At 64.8% G+C, this 22,845-nt stretch carries 19 protein-coding genes; 8 read left to right on the top strand and 11 right to left on the bottom strand.

Features of this window, described 5'->3' with window-relative positions:
• Positions 1-86: 86 nt before the first annotated feature.
• Together hutC and I6F16_RS17785 are read right to left on the bottom strand one after the other, a co-directional pair.
• A complete protein-coding gene (hutC, locus tag I6F16_RS17790) occupies positions 87-812 on the bottom strand; it encodes a histidine utilization repressor (RefSeq protein ID WP_225173898.1) in 726 nt (241 codons plus the stop codon).
• Positions 809-2,167, bottom strand: coding sequence for a formimidoylglutamate deiminase (locus I6F16_RS17785; RefSeq protein ID WP_225173897.1), 1,359 nt, complete (start codon positions 2,165-2,167; stop codon positions 809-811). The genes hutC and I6F16_RS17785 overlap by 4 nt, the downstream gene beginning before the upstream one ends.
• Positions 2,168-2,254: 87 nt before the next feature.
• Here I6F16_RS17785 and hutI point away from each other — a divergent pair, with 87 nt between their 5' ends.
• The 3 genes from hutI to hutU are packed head-to-tail and all read left to right on the top strand — an operon-like array spanning position 2,255 to position 6,706.
• Complete coding sequence (hutI, locus tag I6F16_RS17780; protein ID WP_225173896.1) at positions 2,255-3,469, top strand: imidazolonepropionase; 1,215 nt, start codon at positions 2,255-2,257, stop codon at positions 3,467-3,469.
• On the top strand, positions 3,466-5,025 hold the full coding sequence (gene hutH, locus I6F16_RS17775; RefSeq protein WP_225173895.1) for a histidine ammonia-lyase: 1,560 nt from the start codon (positions 3,466-3,468) through the stop codon (positions 5,023-5,025). Before hutI ends, hutH begins: the two co-directional genes overlap by 4 nt.
• 10 nt (positions 5,026-5,035) lie before the next feature.
• Positions 5,036-6,706, top strand: coding sequence for a urocanate hydratase (gene hutU / locus I6F16_RS17770; RefSeq protein WP_225133235.1), 1,671 nt, complete (start codon positions 5,036-5,038; stop codon positions 6,704-6,706).
• 89 nt (positions 6,707-6,795) lie between these two features.
• Here the strand turns inward: hutU and I6F16_RS17765 are convergent, their stop codons facing one another.
• Together I6F16_RS17765 and I6F16_RS17760 are read right to left on the bottom strand one after the other, a co-directional pair.
• The gene (locus I6F16_RS17765) at positions 6,796-8,805 is read right to left on the bottom strand and encodes an EAL domain-containing protein (protein ID WP_225173894.1); all 2,010 of its coding nucleotides are present in this window, start codon (positions 8,803-8,805) and stop codon (positions 6,796-6,798) included.
• Positions 8,806-9,073: 268 nt separating this feature from the next.
• Positions 9,074-10,207: a hypothetical protein gene (locus tag I6F16_RS17760; protein WP_225173893.1), complete on the bottom strand. Its 1,134-nt coding sequence runs from the start codon at positions 10,205-10,207 to the stop codon at positions 9,074-9,076.
• Positions 10,208-10,663: 456 nt separating this feature from the next.
• On the opposite strand from I6F16_RS17760, the gene I6F16_RS17755 reads away from it, so the two are divergent.
• Positions 10,664-11,473, top strand: a complete 810-nt coding sequence (locus I6F16_RS17755) for an extracellular solute-binding protein (protein WP_225173892.1) — start codon at positions 10,664-10,666, stop codon at positions 11,471-11,473.
• Here the strand turns inward: I6F16_RS17755 and I6F16_RS17750 are convergent.
• Complete coding sequence (locus I6F16_RS17750) at positions 11,447-12,145, bottom strand: ABC transporter permease (RefSeq protein ID WP_036007971.1); 699 nt, start codon at positions 12,143-12,145, stop codon at positions 11,447-11,449. The two genes, I6F16_RS17755 and I6F16_RS17750, sit on opposite strands and share 27 nt — an antisense overlap.
• A 317-nt stretch (positions 12,146-12,462) precedes the next feature.
• Between I6F16_RS17750 and I6F16_RS17745 the strand changes: the two genes are divergently transcribed.
• The 4 genes from I6F16_RS17745 (at position 12,463) to I6F16_RS17730 (ending at position 16,663) form a co-directional block, all read left to right on the top strand.
• Entirely contained in the window at positions 12,463-13,314 is an 852-nt protein-coding gene (locus I6F16_RS17745; protein WP_036007996.1) for a 3-hydroxybutyryl-CoA dehydrogenase, read from the top strand.
• A gap of 138 nt (positions 13,315-13,452) precedes the next feature.
• Positions 13,453-13,917 carry a group III truncated hemoglobin gene (locus I6F16_RS17740; RefSeq protein ID WP_036029348.1) on the top strand — a complete coding sequence of 155 codons (465 nt, stop codon included), beginning with the start codon at positions 13,453-13,455 and terminating at the stop codon, positions 13,915-13,917.
• A gap of 237 nt (positions 13,918-14,154) precedes the next feature.
• Positions 14,155-14,808, top strand: a complete 654-nt coding sequence (locus I6F16_RS17735) for a Rieske 2Fe-2S domain-containing protein (protein ID WP_036007969.1) — start codon at positions 14,155-14,157, stop codon at positions 14,806-14,808.
• A 130-nt stretch (positions 14,809-14,938) separates the two neighbouring features.
• Positions 14,939-16,663, top strand: a complete 1,725-nt coding sequence (locus I6F16_RS17730) for a methanol/ethanol family PQQ-dependent dehydrogenase (RefSeq protein WP_085972394.1) — start codon at positions 14,939-14,941, stop codon at positions 16,661-16,663.
• A 94-nt stretch (positions 16,664-16,757) separates the two neighbouring features.
• On the opposite strand, the gene I6F16_RS17725 is transcribed toward I6F16_RS17730, so the two are convergent.
• The 6 genes from I6F16_RS17725 to I6F16_RS17700 form a co-directional block, all read right to left on the bottom strand.
• The gene (locus tag I6F16_RS17725; protein WP_225127674.1) at positions 16,758-17,015 is read right to left on the bottom strand and encodes a hypothetical protein; all 258 of its coding nucleotides are present in this window, start codon (positions 17,013-17,015) and stop codon (positions 16,758-16,760) included.
• 72 nt (positions 17,016-17,087) lie between these two features.
• A complete protein-coding gene (locus tag I6F16_RS17720) occupies positions 17,088-19,400 on the bottom strand; it encodes a molybdopterin cofactor-binding domain-containing protein (RefSeq protein WP_225112030.1) in 2,313 nt (770 codons plus the stop codon).
• Between the two features lies 1 nt (position 19,401).
• Positions 19,402-19,854 (bottom strand): (2Fe-2S)-binding protein, encoded by a 453-nt coding sequence (locus tag I6F16_RS17715; RefSeq protein ID WP_024342565.1) that lies wholly within the window; start codon positions 19,852-19,854, stop codon positions 19,402-19,404.
• 648 nt (positions 19,855-20,502) lie between these two features.
• A complete protein-coding gene (gene gfa / locus I6F16_RS17710; RefSeq protein ID WP_036007953.1) occupies positions 20,503-21,066 on the bottom strand; it encodes an S-(hydroxymethyl)glutathione synthase in 564 nt (187 codons plus the stop codon).
• 31 nt (positions 21,067-21,097) lie between these two features.
• Positions 21,098-22,207, bottom strand: a complete 1,110-nt coding sequence (locus I6F16_RS17705) for an S-(hydroxymethyl)glutathione dehydrogenase/class III alcohol dehydrogenase (protein ID WP_027574628.1) — start codon at positions 22,205-22,207, stop codon at positions 21,098-21,100.
• Positions 22,208-22,267: 60 nt separating this feature from the next.
• Positions 22,268-22,759, bottom strand: coding sequence for a c-type cytochrome, methanol metabolism-related (locus I6F16_RS17700; protein WP_036007993.1), 492 nt, complete (start codon positions 22,757-22,759; stop codon positions 22,268-22,270).
• Between the last annotated feature and the right edge of the window lie 86 nt (positions 22,760-22,845).

Below are 22,845 nucleotides of genomic sequence, written 5' to 3'. Positions count from 1 at the left end.
ATCGATGGTTTGACGTCCTGTTGATCTCTGCCGGCCCATATGGGCGGTTCCGCGAAGCGTTGCACGATTTGTGCCGACATATCCTCTCAGCCTCCCTTGAATCGCGCGACAAGGCGGTGAGAGTCACCGGGATAGAGCAGGCGCACGGCGGTGATCGTGCGTGCGCTGCGCCAAGTATAGCGGTCGATCACGAGACAGGGGGCGCCGACGGCGATCGCGAGCGCTTCCGCCGCGCGGTCGTCCGCGACGATGGCGCTGATCGTGTGCTCGGCCTCGGTCCATGGGACATGGTGAAGCAGCCAGGAGCCGGGCGGCTCGCGCGAGAAATCCGCGGTTGCGGCGTCAGGAACGGACGAGAGATCGATCAGCCTGTCCTCGACCGCGAACGGGACCTTGTCGGCGCTGTGCCGGCAGGTGATCGCGACCACCTTGTTGGCCTTCTTCACGCCGAGCCGGTCGCGGTCGGCGGCCGTCGCCGCGCGCAGCTTGCGGCCGATCAGCTCGTAGCCGTAAGAGCGCCCGAGCGCCGTGATCTCGGCGCGGATGTCAGCGATCTTGAGCACGGCCGACTGATGCTGCGGCCGGCGCACGAACGAGCCGGCGCGGCGCCGCCGCTCGATCAGATCGGCCTGCGCCAGCTCAGACAGCGCCTTGTTCACGGTCATGCGCGAGCAGCCGTAGCGCGCGACCAGCTCGTGCTCGAAGGGAATGCGATGCCCGGGCGGCCACTCGCCGGTCAGGATCCGCTTCTCGATGTCGGCGCGGATGCGCTTGTAGAGCGTCGGCTTGTCGGCATCGGTGACGAGGCTCATGCAACGAGCCTCCGCATCGATGCGTTGAAGCGCTCGCGTGCGGCTTGGCGCAATCCATGCTGACCGCGCTCGACCACCTTGTTGCCCCCGGCCCAGACGCAATCGATGGCGGCGCCGCCGGCAGAAAAAATCCAGCCGTTGATGACGGCATCCTGCGCGCGTCCCGCCAGCGATGGATGCGCCGTGTCGAGCGTGATGATGTCGGCGCGCGCGCCGAGTGTGAGGCCGACCGTCGGCTGCGCCAGCGCCCGCGCGCCGCCGGCGAGCGCCGCGTCGAACAGCGAGCGTCCCGTGGAGCGGCCGGCGCCGCCGGAGAGAACGTTGCGCTGGCGGTGCTTGAGCCGCTGGCCGTGTTCGAGCTGGCGCAATTCGTCAGCGGCGCCGATCAACACGTTGGAATCGGTGCCGACGCCGAAAAGGCCGCCGGTCTCGAGGAACTCTCGCGCCGGAAAAATGCCATCGCCGAGGCTCGCCTCCGTGATCGGGCAAAGGCCGGCGACCGCGCCCGTCTTGGCGAACGCCGTCACTTCCTCACTCGTCATGTGGGTCGCGTGAATGAGGCACCAGCGTTGATTTACGGGCGCATACTCCAGCAGCCATTGCACCGGACGCCGGCCCGACCAGGCGAGGCAATCCTCGACCTCCTTCACCTGCTCGGCGGCATGGATGTGCACCGGCCCGCCCTCGGCGAGCGGAAGGATCGCGGCGAGCTCGTCCGGCGTGACCGCGCGCAAACTGTGCGGAGCGATGCCGATATTGGCGCCGGGCAAGGCGCTGATCGCCTGGCGCGAGGCCGTCATCAATGCGGCGAACTGATCGACCGAGCAGATGAAGCGGCGCTGCCCGGCATGCGGCGCTGCGCCTCCAAACGAGCCATGCGCATAGAAAGTCGGCAACAACGTCAGCGCAATGCCCGAGGCTTCGGCCGCCTGTGCAATCCGCGTGGCCATCTCGGCGGGGTCAGCGTAGGGCGAGCCGTCGCGGTCGTGGTGCAGATAGTGGAATTCGCCGACGCGGGTAAAACCCTGCTCGAGCATCTCGACATAGAGCAGCGTCGCCACAGCCGCGACGTCGTCGGGCGTCGTCGCCAGCGCAAAGCGATACATCGTCTCGCGCCAGGTCCAGAACGTGTCGGTGGAATCGCCGCGCAATTCGGCAAGGCCTGCCATGCCGCGCTGGAAGGCGTGGCTGTGCAGGCTCGCAAGTCCGGGAAGCGCGATAGCATGGCGCTCGTCGCCGGCGGACGGCGCCACGCCCGGCGTCACCGCGGCGATCGCGCCGGCGGCGATCACCACTTGCACGTCATTGGCCCAGCCGGAAGGCAGGAGCGCGGAAGCGAAATGCAGTCGGGTCATGATCTACACGCCGGCTGGACAGAACCGCCTTACGATTATATGTCTAGACATATAAGTCAAGCATCCCCACGGCGAATGGATACCCGCATGGCAGAGCGCTTCGACCGGATCTGGCACAATGCCCGCCTCGCGACGATGCGGGTCGATCGTCCCGATCTTGGCGAGATCGAGCATGGTCTCATCGCCGCACGCGGCGGTCGCATCGCCTATGCGGGCGCGAAAGCGGATTTTCCCGCCGATGCAGACGCTATCGAGCGGATCGATTGCAAGGGGCGCTGGATCACGCCTGGTCTCGTCGACTGCCATACCCATCTGGTCTATGGCGGCAACCGCGCGCATGAATTCGAGCTGCGCCTGAAAGGGGCGAGCTACGAGGAGATCGCGCGCGCCGGCGGCGGTATCGTCTCGACCGTGGCGGCAACGCGCAAGGCCAGCGAAGCCGAGCTCGTCGCAGGCGCGCTGCCGCGGCTCGACGCGCTGATCGGCGAGGGCGCCACCACGGTCGAGATCAAGTCCGGCTACGGCCTCGACACAGAAACCGAGATGCGCCAGCTCGCGGCTGCGCGCAGCCTCGGCCGTGAGCGGCCGGTTACGATCCGCACGTCGTTCTTGGGCGCGCATGCGCTGCCGGTCGAGGCGGGTGGCGACAAGGATGGTTACATCGATCTCGTCTGCAAGGAGATGCTGCCGGCGGTCGCAAAAGCGGGCCTCGCCGATGCCGTCGATGCCTTCATGGAGGGCATCGCATTCTCCGCCGAGCAGACCGCGCGGGTGTTCGAAACGGCGAGGGGACTTGGACTGCCGGTCAAGCTCCATGCCGACCAGCTCTCGAATCTCGGCGGCGCCGCGCTTGCCGCGAAATTCTCGGCGCTCTCGGCCGATCATCTCGAGCATACAGATGAAGCCGGTGCCGCCGCCATGGCGAGGGCCGGCACTGTCGCCGTGCTGCTGCCTGGCGCGTTCTACTTCATTCGCGAGACGCAGAAGCCGCCGGTCGAGACGTTCCGCAAGCATAACGTTGCCATGGCGCTGGCGACCGACTGCAATCCCGGCAGCTCGCCACTGACCTCGCTGCTGCTCGCGATGAACATGGGCGCGACATTGTTCCGGATGAATGTGGCCGAGTGCCTCGCCGGCGTTACCCGTGAAGGCGCGCGGGCGCTCGGCCTGCTGAACGAGATCGGCACACTGGAAACCGGCAAATGGTGCGACCTCGCCATCTGGGAGATCGAGCGGCCGGCCGAGCTGGTCTACCGCATCGGCTTCAATCCGCTGCACAAGCGGGTATGGAGGGGGCAGTGACGGAGCAGGAGACGGCGATCGTCGTCAAGCCGGGAACAGTGAGCCTCGACGATCTCGCGCGCGTGCTCGAAAGCGCCCCCGTCGTGCTCGATCCTTCGTTCTGGCCGCGTGTCGATACGGCTGCGCTGATCGTTGCGCAGGCCGCGCAGGCCGACGTCCCCGTCTACGGCATCAACACCGGCTTCGGGAAGCTCGCATCGAAGCGCATTCCGCCGGACCAGACCGCGCTGCTTCAGCGCAACCTGATCGTCTCGCATTGCTGCGGCGTCGGCCAGCCGACGCCGGAGCCCATCGTCCGCCTGATGATGGCGCTGAAGATCGTCTCGCTCGGCCGCGGCGCTTCCGGCGTGCGCCGCGCGGTGATCGAGCAGTTGCAGGACATGCTGGCCCGTGGCGTCTATCCGCTGGTGCCGCAGCAGGGCTCGGTCGGCGCCTCCGGCGATCTGGCACCGCTTGCGCATATGACGGCCGTGATGATCGGCCAAGGGCAGGCGATCATCGATGGCAAGATCGTGTCCGGCAGCGAGGCACTCGCGGCCGCCGGCCTCACGCCGCTGACCCTTGGGCCCAAGGAAGGCCTCGCGCTGATCAACGGCACGCAATTCTCGACCGCCTACGCGCTCTCGGGCGTGCTGCGTGCATATCGCCTCGCCCGCGCCGCACTGGTGACCGGTGCACTGTCGGTGGATGCGGCGATGGCCTCGACGGCACCGTTCCGCCCTGAAATTCAGGCGCTGCGCGGCCATGCCGGCCAGATCGCGGCGGCCGCGACGCTGACCGCGCTGCTCGACGGCAGCGACATCCGCCTCTCTCACCTGGAAGGCGACGAGCGTGTGCAGGATCCCTATTGCCTGCGCTGCCAGCCACAGGTTGCCGGTGCCGCACTCGATCTGATCACGCAGGCCGCGCGCACGCTGATCGTGGAGGCCAATGCCGTCACCGATAACCCGCTGGTGCTGGTCGAGACCGGGGAGATCGTCTCCGGCGGCAATTTCCACGCCGAGCCGGTGGCGTTTGCCGCAGATGCCATCGCGCTGGCGCTGTCGGAAATCGGCGCGATCAGCGAGCGGCGCATCGCGACGCTGGTCGACCCCGCGCTCAATTTCGGACTGCCGCCGTTCCTCACCCCCGATCCCGGCATCAATTCCGGCTTCATGATCGCCGAGGTGACGGCGGCCGCACTCTATGCCGAGAACAAGCAGCGCGCGCTCGCCTGCTCGATCGACTCGACGCCGACCAGCGCCAACCAGGAAGACCATGTCTCGATGGCCGCGCATGCCGCGCGGCGCCTGTCCGACATGGCCGACAATCTCGCCGCCATCCTCGGCATCGAGCTTCTGGTCGCTGCCCAAGGCATCACGCTGCGCGCGCCGCATGCAACCAGTGCGCCGCTGATCGCCGTCATTGCCGCATTGCGCGAGCAGGTGCCCGCACTGGGCGCCGATCGCTACATGGCCGGCGATCTGGCCAAGGCCGCTGCATTGATCGAGGCCGATGCGCTTCCAGCTGCTGCGCTCGCCCAGCTTCCCACCGATCCGTTTCCGAGACTCGTCTGAAGAGGCCCGCATGAACCGCCGTCTGGACAATGACCGTACCATCCGCGCTCCCCGCGGCAGCGACATCAGCGCTAAGAGCTGGCTCACGGAAGCGCCGCTGCGCATGCTGATGAACAATCTCGACCCTGACGTCGCGGAACGCCCGAGCGAGCTCGTCGTCTATGGCGGCATCGGCCGCGCCGCGCGCGACTGGGAGAGTTTTGACCGGATCGTTGCGGCCTTGCGCAAGCTCGAAGCCGACCAGACGCTGCTGGTGCAGTCCGGCAAGCCGGTCGGCGTGTTCCGGACCCATGCCGATGCACCACGCGTGCTGATCGCGAATTCCAACATCGTGCCGCATTGGGCGACGCTCGATCATTTCAACGAGCTCGATCGCCAGGGCCTGATGATGTACGGCCAGATGACGGCGGGCTCCTGGATCTATATCGGCAGCCAGGGCATCGTGCAGGGCACCTATGAAACGTTCGTCGAGGTCGGTCGGCGTCATTACGGCGGCAGCCTCGCCGGTAAATGGATTCTCACGGCCGGCTTGGGAGGCATGGGCGGCGCGCAGCCGCTGGCGGCGACCATGGCCGGCGCTTCGATGCTTGCGGTCGAATGCCAGCCGAGCCGCATTGAGATGCGCCTGCGGACCGGCTATCTCGACCGGCAAGCCGCAACGCTTGATGAAGCGCTCGCGATCATGGCGGACGCCGCGAAGACGAACAAGGCGGTCTCGGTCGGCCTGCTCGGCAACGCCGCGGAGATCTTCCCTGAGCTGGTGCGCCGCGGCGTCAAGCCCGACATCGTCACCGACCAGACCAGCGCGCACGATCCCATCAACGGCTACTTGCCGAAGGGCTGGACGCTTGCCGAATGGGAAGCCAAGCGCGCGTCCGATCCGAAGGCAGTGGAGCGCGCCTCGAAGACGTCGATGGTCGAGCATGTCCAGGCCATGCTGGATTTCCATGCCCAGGGTATTCCGACGCTCGACTACGGCAACAACATCCGCCAGATGGCACAGGACATGGGCCTGAAGAACGCCTTCGATTTCCCCGGCTTCGTGCCCGCCTATATCCGCCCCCTGTTCTGTCGCGGCGTCGGGCCATTCCGCTGGGCCGCGCTGTCGGGCGATCCCGAGGACATCTTCAAGACCGATGCCAAGGTCAAGGAGCTAATGCCTGACGACAAGCATCTGCACAATTGGCTCGACATGGCAAAGGCGCGCATCAAGTTCCAGGGCCTGCCGGCACGGATCTGCTGGGTCGGTCTCGGCGACCGCCATCGCCTCGGCCTTGCCTTCAACGAGATGGTGGCACGTGGCGAATTGAAGGCGCCGATCGTGATCGGCCGCGATCATCTCGACAGCGGCTCGGTGGCGAGCCCCAACCGCGAGACCGAGGCGATGAAGGACGGATCGGATGCGGTGTCCGATTGGCCGCTGCTCAATGCGCTGCTCAATTGCGCCAGCGGAGCGACCTGGGTGTCGCTGCATCATGGCGGCGGCGTCGGCATCGGCTATTCGCAGCACGCGGGCATGGTGATCGTCGCCGACGGCACGCCCGAGGCTGCGAAGCGGATCGAGCGCGTGCTGTGGAACGATCCCGCCACCGGCGTCATGCGCCACGCCGATGCAGGCTACGACATCGCGATCGAGTGCGCGCGCGACAAGGGGCTCGATCTGCCGAGTCTGGCGGAGTAGACGAGGCTTTAGAGCATGATCCGGAAAAGTGCGTAGCGGTTTTCCGAAAAGATTATGCTCAAACAATAACCTAAAGTGCGCATCGCGCTTTAGGCCACGACCTTGGTCCCGGTGCCGTCGAGGCGCCGGCTCTCCTTCGCAAGATGGTCGCCAATCGCATCGGCCGGCATGGGCTTGGCGAAATAGTAGCCCTGGATGAAGTCGCATCCCAGGCGGCGCAGGGTGTCGAGCTGAGCACGCGTCTCGACGCCCTCGACGACGCAGGCGATCTCCATGTCGTCGCAGAGACCGGTGAGCGATTTGATGATCTTGTGGCTGACGGGATTCTCGTTGATGTCGGAAACGAAGCTGCGGTCGACCTTGATCTTGTCGAGCGGCAACCGGTGCACGTGGCTCAACGACGAATAGCCGGTGCCGAAATCGTCCAGCGAAATGCCGCAGCCCATTGCCTTCAGCGTTGCGGTCGATTGCTGTGCGCGGACGAAGTCGAAGGTGACGGCGGTCTCGGTGATCTCGAAATCGATCCGGCGCGGCGGCAGCCCGCTCTTCTCGATGATCGAGATCAGCGGCAGGATGCCCTCCGCCGCACAGACATCGTGGGCTGAGAGATTGAACGACAGGCGGATGTGATCGGGCCATGTCCTGGCGATGGCGAGCGCGCGCACCAGCAGCGCCTGCGTCAGCGGCCGGATCAGTCCGATGCGCTCGGCGGCCGGAATGAAATCGGCCGGGGAGACCAGGCCGAGGCGGGCGCTGCGCCAGCGCGCCAGAACCTCGAAGCCGGCGGTGTGCTCGCTCATGGCATCGACGATCGGCTGGAACACCAGGTCCATCTCGGTGCTGAAATCGGCGGTGCGCAGCAGATTCTCGATGACTCCGCGACTGCGGATCTCGGCCTCGAGCTCGCTCGAGAAGATCACGGTGCGGCCGCGCAGATGGCGCTTGGCGTGATAAAGTGAATAGTCGGCGCACTCATAGAGTGCTTCCGCGGTCGTTGCCGATTGGGGAAACGAGGCAAAGCCGATCGAGCAGGACAGCCCGGTATGGGCGGTGTCGAGCTGGTAGGGAAGCCTGACCTGGTCGCCAATGCGCTGGCCCAGCCGCAGCAGGTCCGCATCGTCGGGGTCGCCGCAAACGACAAGGCCAAACTCGTCGCCGCCTAATCGGGCGAATTCGACCCGCTGCGGACCAAAGCCCTCGCAGACCTCGCGGATGCGCCGGCCGGCCTCGATCAGGACGCGGTCTCCGACCGAATGGCCGTAATTGTCGTTGATCGGCTTGAAACCGTCGAGATCGATGATGCCGACCGCGATCCGAACTTTCCTGCGTTCGGCATCGGTGAAGCCGCTCGACAGCTCGGCGAAGAAGCGGCGGCGGTTCGGCAGCTCGGTGAGTGAATCGAGATTGGCAAGGCGGAAGTTCTCGTCAGAGAGCGCCTGCGTCGCCGCCTGTTGCGCGAGCAGCGACTTGCGGCTGGCGACGAGATCGGCGAAGTCACGGTAGTAGATGAACAGCACCGTCACCATCGCGGCGGAAACCAGGAGGTTGTTGACCGCGATCGCCTTCAGCGTCGGCTCGCCCGTGGCAAAGAAGAACAGCACATAGGGCACGTCGACGATCAGCGTCACGATCAGCGCCGCCGAGCGCAGATGCATCAGCGAGAAGATGCAGCCGATCACGGTGACCGCCATGTAGAACGCGACCTGGCTCTTGGCGAAGGGATCGCCGTAGGGGTAGAGCGCGAAGGACCAGGCGGTGAAGCCGGCACCGATCGGCAGGGTCAGCCAGTTGGTGGCGCGCAGATTGCGCAGGATGTCGGCATCGCTGCGCACCAGCCGGCGCTGGCGTAGCCACCAGAAGGTCCGCAAGCCCGCGAGCACCGTCAGCACGGCCGGCACGATCATCGTCAGCCAGTCCGGCGCCACGTTCACATAGGTGTAGGCGACCGCAATCGTGTTGCTGATGAGGATGAAGTAGAGCAGCGGGATCTGCTTGGAGAAGGCGTCGAACTGCGCCCGCGTCAGGTCCGGCTTGTCGGCGGGAACGCGAAACAATCGCATCGCGGCGGCAAGATGAGATTTCAAATCGGCAATAGGCATTGCAATACGAGCCCCAGATCCCCTGAAAAACGTGGGCAATCTTGCACGGCAGGGGTAAAGGGGCCGTTAGATCAATTCTGGCCCGGGCAGGCCAGCACTGGTTGCGCGCTGCCTTACGATTTTCCGATCGCGTGCATTGGTGAGGTCCCGTTAAGGATATCCGGCCGCAGCGTGCGCACGTCTCAGGCACAGGTCGCCCGAAATCGCTGCAGCTACCGCCTGCTATCGCCCATGCGCGACATCAGCCTAGCACATGGCCACGGTCGGATCAGGCGAGGACGGCCTGGCGCTCGCGCGCCGGTTCGCGGACGCGCTCGCTGGTCCCCGGCTCGGCAAGCTGCGTGAAGCTCCGATGGCTCGCCTGAACCGGTGCCTCGACGATCACGCCCTCACAGACGATCTGTCCGCCGAGCATCCTGAATTCCAGCTTGTCGTAGCGCGGCATTGTCTCGCCGGGTGCCGGGGGCAGCAACCCGATGCTTCCCTGGATGTTCAGCGCGGCTTCGCCGGTGCCGTGCAGCCGCGGATTCCACATCCTGATTCCGCTCTCCGCCCAGCGCTGCCGGATCAGCGCGGCGCGGTCGGCGGGCTCTGCGGCTCTCGCGCGAACTTTCGGTACGCGGCGGAGCTCTGGCGAAGGAGATGCGAGGGCCGGAGCCGGCTCGATATCGGTGACACCGCTCAAGGAGTCGTTAGTCGCCGCAGCGAGCGGAACATCGTTTGTAGGGACTTGCGGGCTTTCGACAATGAGCGCCGGTTCGCTGTGGGCGCTGGCTTCAGAGGCATCAGTCGTGACGCTATCGGCCTCGGCGCGGAGAAGCTCGACTTCTTCGACAGCGACCGGATCGACCGCAGCGGAAACGTCGGGCGAGGAGGCTGCCTCGATGATGACATCAGGGACATCAGTCAAGGCGGTCGCGACCTCCGCTGACGAAATCACAACCTCTTCTACGACGGCGGAGTCGACCTCTGCAAGAATCTCAGCAGGCGATGCATCATCATCAACGATGGCGAGATCAGAGGCTGCAACTGGCTCGCTTTCCGCACCGACCGATGCAGCCAGCACCTCCTCGGAGGCTGGCGGCGTCGCGGGCGCCTCGATTTCCGTCACGGTCTCCGGAGAGGAGTCCCCGCTGATACGGATTTCGTCGGACGGATTCTCCGCGACGACAGACACAGCCGCATCGTTCTCCGCGACCAGAGCCTTGGTGGCGGGGGCAGCGTCGTCGCGCACCGGGGCGGTGCTGATCTCGGCGCTTGGAGCTTGAGCCGGGATCTCCACGTCTTCGATGATGGCGGGCGAAGCGTCCGTGGCGGTCGGCGCGACCTCAATGTTGCCGCTGTGCGGCACAGGCCGGAGTCGGGAAAACGCCCAGTTCACCGCAGGGATGCGGCGCAGCAACGATATCAGTCTCGAAAGCACTGGGAGTTGTCCAAGAGGTACTCGGCGTGAGGCAATCGCTGATTCGCCAGCAATGTGAAAACCTGCCCCGGCCGTCACATCCGTGTCAACGTAGGCAGGACCAATTGCAGAACATCCACGCATCCAGCGCGCATCCGCCCGAGTTACGCAACCCGCACAGCAGCCGATGATGCAATAATACCCCTGTTTTGCCCGACGCCGCAAGCGTGCCTTCGGTAACACCGAAAATGCTCAGGCGTTTCAACCCCATCGCTACTGTGCATGGGGTTGTTTTTTCACTTCTTGTTTTGCAGGCGTGCCTAGCGCGCCGGCGCGCTTTTTCTGCCAGACGAGGTGCACCGCGCGCATCAACTCTCGTTGCAATCCAAGCTTGGGGTTCCCGTCGTCGCCGCGAGCCGCTATTCAGAACCGTCATTGTATGGCCGAGGACGTCGCATGAGGAAGCTTGTTGCCATCGGAGCGGTCCTGCTCTGGTCCACAATCGCATCCGCACAGGATCGCACCATCACCGTAGCTTCGACCACCTCGACGGAACAGTCGGGGCTGTTCGGTCATCTGCTGCCGCTGTTCGCGAAGGCCGAAGGCATCAGCGTGAAGGTCGTCGCCGTCGGCACCGGCCAGGCGCTGGACATCGGGCGGCGCGGCGATGCCGACGTGGTGTTCGTCCATGACAGGCCCGCCGAGGACAGGTTCATGTCCGAAGGGCAGGGCGTGAAGCGCTTCGACGTCATGTACAATGACTTCGTCCTCATCGGCCCCAAAAGCGATCCGGCGCAGATCTCGGGCAGCAAGGACGTGGCCGAGGCGCTGCGCAAGATTGCGACCGCAAAGGCGCCGTTCATCTCGCGCGGCGACAAGTCCGGCACGCATGCGGCCGAGCTGAGACTATGGAAGGAGGCTGGCGTCGACCTCAGTGCCGGCAAGGACATTTGGTATCGGGAGATCGGCCAAGGCATGGGCCCGGCGCTGAACATGGCCTCGTCGTCGAACGCCTACCTCCTGTCAGACCGCGGCACCTGGCTGTCGTTCAAGAACCGTGGCGAACTCGCCATCCTGACCGAGGGTGACAAGCGGCTCTTCAACCAGTACGGCGTCATGCTGGTCAATCCTGCAAAGCATCCGAACGTGAAGGCAAAGGAGGGACAGGCCTTCGTCGACTGGCTGGTTTCGCCGCAAGGGCAGCAAGCGATCGCCGGGTACAAGGTCGGCGGCGAGCAGCTATTTTTCCCCAACGCGCCCAACTAGGACGAAGGCGACGGTCGAGACCGCGACGCTGAGAGCGAGCAGGATCAGCCCGAGTCCGAGCGCCAGCGGCAGCTCGCCTTTGCTGGTTTCCAGCGCGATCGCCGTCGTCATCGTGCGGGTGAAGCCGCGGATGTTGCCACCGACGATGATGATGGCACCGACTTCCGCAATGGCGCGCCCGAACGCGGCGAGAAAGGCCGTCAGCAACGAGGTCCGGCCGAGCGCGAACAGCAGGGCCATGCTGCGCAGGGCCGACAGCCCGTCGATCCGCGCCAGGTCGCCATACTCCGCCCACAACAGGCTTGCCGGCCGGTGCACCAGCGCCACCACGATCGGCGTCGCCAGCAGCGTCTGCGCGATCACCATGGCGGCCGGCGTGAACAACAAGCCCGCCGCCCCGAACGGGCCGGACCGCGACAGCAAGAGATAGAGCGCGAGCCCGACCACGACCGGCGGAAGCCCGAGCAGGGCATTGGTCAGAATGATGATGATTTGGCGTCCCCGGAAGCGGGTGATCGCAAGCAGGGCTCCAAAGGGGGCGCCGATCAGGAGCGCCAGGATGCTGGCGGTCAGGCTGACCCGCAACGACAGGGCGACGATGCCCAATAGCTCGGTGTCGGCGTCGCCGATCAGCGCAAAGGCGGCACCGATGGATCGTGCGAAATCGTTCATCCGGTCTCGGGCAAGCCCCTGTTCCGCGGTAGCCCCGCGCCGCCCTTCTCGCTGCTGCCGCTGCCATAATCAAGGGGCCAGGGGGTGGGCAACCCCGCCGGAGCCGTTGGAGAAGGGCTCAGGATGATCGGTAAACGCGGCCAGGGACCCACAATCGAGGCACCTGGCCGGCCCCGCGGGCGGCTTTCTTCCGGCCTCGGATGCGCTAAGGAACAGGATCGGGTCGCGCCGGCCCAATGGCGGTGCTAGACCCTAATGCAGGAACAATGGAGCCGGGCTGCGACTGGCGCGCCCGCAAGGATGAAGGATGTGACGCAATGATCCAGACCGTTGGCATCATCGGGGCAGGGACCATGGGGAACGGCATCGCGCAGGTCTGCGCGGCCGCCGGCCTCTCGGTCGTAATGGTCGATATTTCCGATGCGGCGGTGAACCGCGGCCTTTCGACCGTCGGCGGAAGCCTCGAGCGGCTGGTCAAAAAAGAGAAGATGTCGGCGGCCGACCGCGAGGCGACGCTCAAGCGCATCACCGGCACCACGGACCGGGCGAAGCTGTCGGATTGCGACCTCGTCATCGAGGCCGCGACCGAGAACGAGGAGCTCAAGGTCAAGATCCTGAAGGATCTCTGCGCCACCCTGTCGCCGCGCACGCTGGTCGCGACCAACACCTCCTCGATCTCGATCACCAAGCTCGCCGCCGCGACCGACCGTCCCGACCGCTTCATCGGCATGCACTTCTTCAACCCGGTGCCGGTGATGGCGCTGCTCGAGCTCATCCGCGGCCTGCAGACCTCGGACGACACCCATGCCAAGGCGCTGGATTTCGCCAAGCGCGTCGGCAAAGTGGCGATCACGGCCAAGAACAGCCCGGGCTTCGCCGTCAACCGCATCCTCTGTCCGATGATCAACGAGGCGATCTTCGCGCTCCAGGAGGGCATCGCGACGGCGGAAGAGATCGACGCGGGCATGAAGCTCGGCTGCAACCATCCGATCGGGCCGCTCGCACTTGCCGATCTCGTCGGGCTCGACACCATGCTTTCGGTGATGGAGGTCTTTTACAAGGGCTTCAACGATCCTAAATATCGGCCAGCGCCGCTGCTGAAAGAGATGGTCGATGCCGGCCATCTCGGCCGCAAGACCGGGCAGGGCTTTTACACTTATTCCGCCTGACGAAGGCATTGGCGGCGGGCGCCTTAGCGTCCGCCGCCAGATCCCGCAATTTGCGCTGCGACAAAGACGCCGCGTGCGATAGGCCCGACAATGTCGAACGGGCGCCCTGCGGGGATAACGGAACGGATAGCAAAGGACATGTCGGATCGACTGAAGGCCGAGCGGGAAGCTGCGGCCGCGCGCCGGAGCCTGTTGACCCAGGATGCGATCGAGCGAACCGGGATCACCGAGGAGATGATTGGAGAACTCGTCACCCGCTTCTACGGACGCGTGCGCGAGGACGCGCTGTTGGGGCCCGTCTTCGGCGTCGTGCAGAATTGGGACGAGCATCTCGCCAAGCTCAGGGATTTCTGGTCGTCGGTAGTGCTGATGAGCGGCCGCTATCATGGCTCGCCGATGCGGGCACACCTGCCGCTCAGCCTGGCCGGCGGCCATTTCGATCGCTGGCTCGACCTGTTCGAGCAGACCGCGCGCGAGGTCTGCCCGCCGGCGGCGGCTGCACTCTTCATCGACAAGGCGCGTCGTATCGCCGACAGCTTTGAGATGGCGTCGGCAACACTTGCGGGCCGCATCGCTTCGCCGCGTCACGTGCTCAGGTCGTGAAGGACACGATGCCTGCGTGGGATTCGGCATCGCATCGTGGCGTCGCAGCAATTCCTCCATCATCGGATCTGATCTGCGAAATCATCATGCCATTCGCGCAACGCGATGTAGAAATCGCGAAAACGCGCTTGAACGCATTTACTCCTACGCAATCAACGCGAGCAAAGCCATATTGATGCACTGCGGCGCCAAGTCTTCGCCTTGTTTTCGGCAGAGTTCCAGCGCCTGCTAGCGGGCATGGCTCGCGCATCGTTCGATACCCATTCATCATCTTCCGAAAATGCTACGGAACCCGACGTCGAAGCGGGCACCGAACAGACACGGCGATCCCTGCTGCTCGGTGCGATGGCGACGACGGCGTGTCTCGGCTGTTCAACCAGGGCCCGCGCAGGTGAGGATCCGCCCGGCTCGGATGAGCGGCCGCAGAAAGGCGATCTGCTCGTCTTCTCCGAAGGTGACCAGGAGGGAAAGCTCATCACTGCGGCTGATCTACGGGTCGGTGGACCGCCGATCCATGCCTGGCCGAAGGACCCCACCACATCGGTGGTGCGCAGCGCCTCGCGGCTCAACGAAATTCTGATCATCAAGCTCGATCCCGCCGACCTCGACGAGAAGACCCGCGCGCGCGCCGTCGACGGCATCATCGCCTATTCGGCGATCTGCTCGCATGCCGGCTGTCCCGTCACCGCCTGGGTGAAGAGCGATGTCGGCGACAAGGAGGTTTTCAAGTGCATGTGCCACAACTCCGAATTCGATCCCCGCGCGGGCGCGCAGGTCGTGTTCGGGCCGGCGCCGCGGCGGCTAGCAGCGCTGCCGCTGGCGCTCGCTGACGGTTCGCTCAGCGTCGCCGGCAATTTCATGGGAAAGGTAGGTGGCACACAGCCAGGATGATGGACGGTTGCGGGCTGGGCCCGCCTCACGACTAGCCGCCACCGCCGAAGGGCGGAAGACGGGACGAACGACAAGAAATCACAAAAAGAATTCAAGCGGATGAAAAAGGGGAACGTCCATGAAAACTTCCATGATCAGGAAGCAATGGTTACTGTCCGGCTTGGTCGCCTTCACGTGTCTTGCCTCAACCGCCGCTCTATCGGGGCCGATCGAGAGTTATTCTCCGGTCACGGCGCAGCGGCTGGAAAACCCCGAGCCCCACAACTGGATGCTTTACCGGCGCACCTATGACGGGCACGGCTATAGCCCGCTCGATCAGATCAACACCTCCAACGTGAAGAACCTCACACCGGTCTGGACCTTTTCCACTGGCGTGGTCGAAGGCCATCAGGCCCCGCCGATCGTCAACAATGGCGTGATGTTCGTGACGACCCCAATGGGCCAGGTGATCGCGCTGAATGCGAAGACCGGCGACGAATACTGGCGCTACAAGCGGCAGCTTCCTGACGATCTGTTCCAGCTGCATCCGACCAACCGCGGCGTTGGTCTGTGGGAGGACAAGCTCTACCTCGCCACCACGGACGACCACGTGGTCGCGCTCGATGCCAAGACCGGCAAGGTGCTGTGGGACACGAAGGTGCAGGACTACAGGAAGGGGCAGTACCTCACCCTGATGCCCTTGATCGTCGACGGTAAGGTCATTGTCGGCGGCTCCGGCGGCGAGTTCGGCGTGCGTGGCTATATCGTTGCTTATGATGCCAAGGAGGGCAAAGAGTTGTGGCGGACCTACACCATCCCCGGTGAAGGCGAGCCCGGTCATGACACCTGGCAAGGCGACGACTGGAAGAACGGCGGCGGGTCGGCCTGGATGACAGGCAATTACGACAAGGAGACCAGGACGATCTATTGGGGTGTCGGCAATGCCGCGCCATGGCCCGGCGACTCGCATCCCGGCGACAATCTCTACACAGCATCGGTGCTCGCGCTCGATCCCGACACTGGCAAGATCAAGGCCTATCACCAATACCACCAGAACGATTCCTGGGATTGGGATGAGGTCGACGCGCCGATGCTGATCGATTTGCAACGCAACGGCCGCACCATCAAGAGCCTGGTCCATCCCGGCCGCGACGCGATCTTCTGGGTGCTGGAGCGGACTCCGACCAAGATCAATTACGTCGCCGGATGGCCGTTCGTCTTCACTGACGTCTGGAAGGGCATCGACGAGACCGGCAAGCCGATCGTGGATCCAGCGCACAAGCCGGTGATCGGCAAGCGCGTCGAGTTCTGTCCCTCGCTGTGGGGCGGCAAGGATTGGCCATCGGCGGCCTACAGCCAGAGGACCGGCCTCGTCTACGTGCCTGCCAACGAGAATTTCTGCGGCGGCTTTACCGGCGAGAAAGTGCCACTCAAGCCGGGCGAGCTCTGGCTCGGCACCAAGCCGGAAGACATCGGCCTGAAGGTAAAGCCGGGTGCGGATCATTTTGGCGAGCTGCAGGCCTGGGATCCCGCGACCGGAAAGAAGGTCTGGCAGCACAACTTCCCCAAGTCGCATCTGTTCGGATCGGTCACGGCGACTGCGGGCGATCTCGTCTTCGTCGGCGGGACCAACGACCGCTATTTCCGCGCCTTCCACGCCAAGACGGGCGAACTGTTGTGGGAGCAGAAGACCAACTCCGGCATCGTCGGCATGCCGGTGTCATATGAGATCGACGGCACGCAATACATCGCGATCCAGTCGGGCTGGGGCGTCGACGCGCAGCGCATCCAGGATGCACTCGTGACCAACAATATCGGCATTGAAGCCAACGTGCCGCAGGGCGGCGTCGTCTGGGTCTTCGCGCTGAAGAAATAGCTCCGCGGGCGGATCGAAAGAAGCGGAGCAGCGGGGGGTGGCGAATGCGGCGGATGGCAACATCCGCCGCATTTGTTTGCGCAGCGCCAGATAGCTACTTCCCCTCGCGCTCGACCTTATCCTTCTCCTTCTGGTTCATCTCGCGAATCTTGGGATCCGGATTGTGCTGCCCGGTGGTCTGGTTGGTGGTGGCGGGCGGGGCATTGGCGTTCGGCAGCGAAGTCTGGTCGGGGCCGGTGGGGCGCGTCGCGGTGGTCGGCGGCGTCGTGTTGCTCTGGGCGAATGCGCCCGCGGCGGTCAAAAGAAAGGCGCCCGACAGCGAGACTGCGAGCGCACTTGAGATGTTGGTCATCGATCTGCTCCTGTCAGATCGATGGAAACGGCGCGAGGCGGCTTGTGTTCCGCCTCGCACTTCGGTTCCGTCTCACGCCTCCAATTGCTTGCCGATCGGAAGCGCGCGGATGCGTTTTCCCGTCGCTGCGAAGATCGCGTTGATCAGGGCTGGCGCGAACGGAGGAACGCCGGGCTCGCCGACGCCGCTCGGCGGCGTGTCGGGTCCGGGCGGCACGATGTAAACGTTGGTCACCACAGGCGAGTCATCCATCCTGACGACCTGGAAGTCGTCAAAATTCTTCTGCTGCACCTTGCCGTCCTTGAAGGTGATCTCGCCGTATTTGGCGAGACTGAGCCCCATGATCGCCGCGCCCTCGATCTGCGACGCGATGCGCTCGGGGTTGACATAGGTGCCGCAATCGATCGCCGTGTCGACCCGCGGCACCGTCAGCTTGCCCTTGTCGTCGACGGCGACCTCGACGATGGTCGCGATGTAGCTGACGAAGCTGCGGTGCACGGCGATGCCGAGACCGTGGCCCTTCGGCACCTTTCGTCCCCATTCGCCCTTCTCGGCGACCAGCTCGACCACCTTGCGCAGGCGCGCGGTGTCGATCGGGTAGCTGTCCTGGGGCTCGCCGTAATTCCAGAGGTCCTTCACGTTGGGCTTGACGATGCGAGGCGAGCCGATCAGCTCGAGCAGCATGTCTTTCTGGTCGCGGCCCGTTGCCTGCGCGATCTCGCCGACCATCGACTGGACGGCGAAGGCGCGCGGGATGTTCGAGACCGCGCGGAACCAGCCGATGCGGGTGAACGCCGCGGCTTCCGGGTTCTCGCACGAGATGTTCGCGATCTCGAACGGCATATCGACCAGGCCCATGCCGATCTCGAACGGCGCCTGATGCACCGTGCCGGCGGCAAAGGTCGAGGCGATGCTGGGAGCCACGCTGCGGTGGCGCCAGGCGATCACCTTGCCGCTCTTGTCGAGGCCGGCCTCGATCCGCTCGACCGAGACGGTGTGCAGGAAGCCGTTGTGGATGTCGTCCTCCCGCGTCCACTGCACCTTCACCGGCGCGCCGAGCTCCTTCGAGAGCAGCGCGGCTTCGAGCGCAAAGTCGCATTTCGACTTGCGTCCGAACCCGCCGCCGAGCAGCGTCACGTTGACCGTGACGTTGGCCTCGGGAATGCCGAGCGTCTTGGCGACGTCCTCGCGGGTGCCGCCGGGGCTCTGAACCGGCGCCCAGATCTCGGCCTTGTCGCCCTTGACGTCCGCGACCGCCACCGGCGTCTCCATGGCGACATGGGCGAGATGCGGAAGGTAATATTCGCCGACGATCACCTTGTCGGCGCTCTTCAGGGCAGCGTCCGCATCGCCCTCCTTGCGCAGCACGAGCCCCGGCTTGCGCGAGGCCTCCTCGAGCTCCTTGCGGTAGGCGACGGAGTCGTACTTGCCGTTGGGACCGTCGTCCCAGGTCAGCTTCAGCGCGTCGCGGCCCTTGATCGCCGCGCCTGTGTTGCGCGCGATCACCGCGACGCCGCCGAGCGGCTGGAATTTCGAGGGCCACGGCCAGCCGCGCACCTGCATCACCTTCTCGACACCGGGGACCTTCAGCGCCTCCGCCGGCTCGAACTTGACCAGTTTGCCGCCGGTCACCGGCGGACGGGAGATCACGGCATATTTCATGCCGGGCAGCCGCACGTCGGCGCCGTAGTTCGCCTTGCCGGTGGTGATATCGTGGAGATCGACAATGCCGATCTGGCCCTTGCCGAGATAACGGAAGTTCTTGGGGTCCTTCAGCTTGAGGCCCTCGATGCTGGGCACCGATTCCTTGGCGGCGTCGGCAGCGAGCTCGCCGAAGCCGAGCTTGCGCCCGCTGGCGCTGTGCACGACCTCGTGGTTGACCGCCTTGACCTCGGTCGCCGGCACGCCCCAGCGCTTGGCCGCGGCCTGCTCCAGCATTGTGCGAGCCGAAGCGCCGATCTGGCGCATCGGGATCAGATAATGCCGCGTGCTGCGCGAGCCGTCGGTGTCCTGGTTGCCGAACTTGACCTCGTCGCCATGGGCTTGCCGCACCTTTACCCTGGACCAGTCGGCCTCCATCTCCTCGGCCACGATCAGCGGCAGGCTGGTGCGCACGCCGGTGCCCATTTCCGAACGATGCCCGACGATGGTGACGATGCCATCCGCGCCTACCGAAACGAACACGCGCGGATCGACCACGACGCCGTGCGGCATCTTGCCGGCGCCGGTCTCATAGGCGAGCGCCTGGCGCGACATCACGGGGGCGGCGAGCACGAAGCCGCCGGTGACGCCGAGCCCCTTCAGGATGCTGCGGCGCGACACCTTCTCGACCTTGATGTGCTTTTCGAAGCCGCGAAGCTTGCGGGGATTGTCGATGAAGTTCATGTCACACTCCCGTCGATGCGAGATGGACGGCGTTCTCGATGCGCTGATAGCAGCCGCAACGGCAGATGTTGCCGGACATCGCCTCGCGGATCTGGTCGTGCGAGGGTTTGGGATTCTCCATCAGAAGCGCCGCGGCCTGCATGATCTGGCCGGCCTGGCAGAAGCCGCATTGGGGCACGTTGACCTGGCGCCACGCCTTCTGCACCGGGTGATCGCCGTTCGGATGCAGCCCTTCGATCGTGGTGACCTCGCGTCCGGCGACGTCGTTGACGGACGTGATGCAGGCGCGCACCGCTTGCTTGTCGACGATGACCGTGCAGGAGCCGCACAGGGCCTGGCCGCAGCCGTATTTGGTGCCGGTGAGACCGGCCTCGTCACGCAGGAACCAGAGTAGCGGGAGATCCGGGTCACCGTCCCAGCTCTGTTCCTGGCCGTTGATCTTCACCTTGATCATGATCGTGCCTCGCTCTTCATAAGCATGCCAAATTCAAAGTCCGCCGACGCCGGTCGGCGACCGCTCGTGCGTCGTCTCGCCACATCCCGCCGTAGTCCCGCGCGGGCAAATCCCGGAGGGAGGCAGGAACGCAGGTAGCGATGTCTGGATGTGCTCGATACCTCCCGTTTTCTTCTTAATTGATTGTACGTCGTGCGGCATCGTGACGGCGCGACCCTAGCAGAGATCGCGCCGACCCGGCGTTCACAGCCGAGTGTTCTCACCGGGAAAAGATTGCATCGACGGTTTGTCAAAAGCAGGGCGCGTCATCCGCCACGTTGCGCATCAAATGGGCGCAACGAAAAAAGCTTCGTCCGCCGGCTGCACCGAACGGACGAAGCAGTAGGCCTCAGTCGAGGGAGGGAGAACGCAGAGCACCGCGAACTTCAAGCAGGAAGCGGACGGTCCTGCGCAGTCATTCAGAGACCAGGACTGAGGAGCCGATGGTCCTCACCCACGCGTGGTGCAGAAGCGGCGGCATCGCGCCGCGGTGGTCCCGGCAGCGGGGACCCGTGAGGCTCGCTGGCGGCAACGAACGCCAGCGAGCTCCAGATGGTGTAGCCAAGATCCGGCGGCCGGCCAGTTCAGGCGGGCGTCCAGGCAGTCTTCCTAAGCGGCTTTGGCCTTCGCGACATGGGTCGCGATCGCGTCCATCAGGGGCGGGGACAGGCAGTCATAGGGCTCGAGGCCGATCTCCTTCAGCCGCGAACGGATGCCGGCCATCTGCTCGGGCTTCACACCCGATTCGATCACGGAGGAAACGAAGGCGGCGAATTGCGGCGCCTGCGAGCCCTGCTCCTGGAACAGTTCGGGATGGATGAAGTCGAGGCCGTAGAACGGATGGTTCTTGTTCTCGATCCGGCCGTACATGTGCGTGCCGCAGGCCTTGCAGGCGTAACGCTGGATCACCGCGGAGGGGTCGACGATCTGGAGCTTGTCGCCGTTCTCGAGCACGGTGACGTTCTGTCGCGGCACGACGGCGACGACGGAGAAGGTCGCGCCCTGCGGCTTCCAGCACTTGGTGCAGCCGCAGGCGTGATTGTGCGCGACGTCGCCCTTGATGCCGACCTTCACCGGATGGTCGCTGCATTTGCAGGCCAGCGTGCCGCCGGCGAAGCTGCCGCTGCCTTGCTTGATGCCGTTGTCAATCGAGGGATGGAGTGCAACAGTCATGGTCGATCCTCCTTGGTGTGACGTTTTCGAGCTAGAACACGACGACTGAACGGATGGATTTGCCCTCGTGCATGAGATCAAAGCCCTTATTGATCTCCTCGAGCTTGAGCACGTGGGTGATCATCGGATCGATCTGGATCTTTCCGTTCATGTACCAGTCGACGATCTTCGGCACGTCGGTTCGCCCGCGCGCGCCGCCGAAGGCCGTGCCGCGCCAGTTGCGGCCGGTGACGAGCTGGAACGGGCGGGTGGCGATCTCCTTGCCGGCCTCGGCGACGCCGATGATGATCGAGGTGCCCCAGCCGCGATGGCAGGCCTCCAGTGCCTGGCGCATCACGGTGGTGTTGCCGGTGCAGTCGAAGGTGTAGTCGGCGCCGCCGTCGGTGAGGCCGACGAGGTGCTGAACGATGTCGCCGGTGATCTTCTTCGGGTTGACGAAGTCGGTCATGCCGAACCTGCGACCCCATTCCTCCTTGGAATCGTTGATGTCGACGCCGATGATCTTGTCGGCGCCGGCCATCTTGGCACCCTGGATGACGTTGAGGCCGATGCCGCCGAGGCCGAACACGACCACGTTGGAGCCCGGCGTCACCTTGGCAGTGTTGACGACGGCGCCGACGCCGGTGGTGACGCCGCAGCCGATGTAGCAGCTCTTGTCGAACGGCGCGTCCTCGCGGATCTTGGCGACCGCGATCTCGGGCAGCACGGTGAAGTTCGAGAAGGTCGAGCAACCCATGTAGTGGTAGATCGGCTTGCCCTTGTAGGAGAAACGGCTGGTGCCGTCGGGCATCACGCCCTTGCCCTGCGTCGCGCGGATCGCGGTGCAGAGATTGGTTTTTTGGCTGAGGCAGCTTTTGCACTGCCGGCATTCCGGCGTGTAGAGTGGGATAACGTGATCGCCCGGTTTCACCGAGGTCACGCCGGGGCCGATCTCGCGGATGATGCCGGCTCCCTCATGTCCCAGGATCGACGGGAAGATTCCCTCGCTGTCGAAGCCGTCGAGCGTGTAGGCGTCGGTATGGCAGATGCCCGTCGCCTTGATCTCGACCAGGACTTCGCCGGCCTTCGGGCCTTCCAGATCGACCTCGACGATCTCGAGCGGCTTCTTGGCTTCGAAAGCAACGGCGGCACGTGTCTTCATCGGTAGCTCCTCAAATTCTCATCAGGCGCCAAGAAGTAGTCCTGGCAGCCCTCGTAACGTTCATTTCTTGCCCATGCAGGCGTCTTCAGCCTGGGTATAGGCCTCCGTCTTCTCCTCCTTTTTCGCAGGACGCTGCCGGCCCAAGGCGTCGGTGGAGCGCGCGCGGAGATAGACGTAGAGATCGTCCATGTAGCAGGCGACGTTCGGGTTGTCGCCGAAGGCCGGCATGACGTTCTCCTGCGCGGCCGAGATGTTCTTGCGGCCGGAGGCGACCACGCCGAGGAAGTCGCCGTAGCTCATCGACTTCACGGAATCCCTCAGCGCCGGCGCGTATGTCGATCCCATGCCGTCGGGGCCGTGACACACGTGACAGTCCGAATGATAGCGGCGGTATCCGGAATAGGTGAACCAGTCCACGGTGCCGTCGGCCGAAATCTTGTAGGTCGGGTTTCCGTCCTTATCGAGCCACTTTCCGTCGTCTTCCTTCTTCACGGCGGTCGGGTCGCCCGGACCCTCTGCGACCGCGCTTCCTCCGGACACAACGAAGATCATCATCACAGCAATGACAGAGCAGATTTGACGCAAGAGATTGTTCCTCGGTCGGCATTCGGTGGAGACGAGCCGGCGCGTGGAGCGAT

It is taken from the genome of Bradyrhizobium sp. IC4060 (genome assembly GCF_020193715.1).
Classification (GTDB): domain Bacteria; phylum Pseudomonadota; class Alphaproteobacteria; order Rhizobiales; family Xanthobacteraceae; genus Bradyrhizobium; species Bradyrhizobium yuanmingense.
This window is presented reverse-complemented; position numbering and strand designations above follow the sequence as displayed.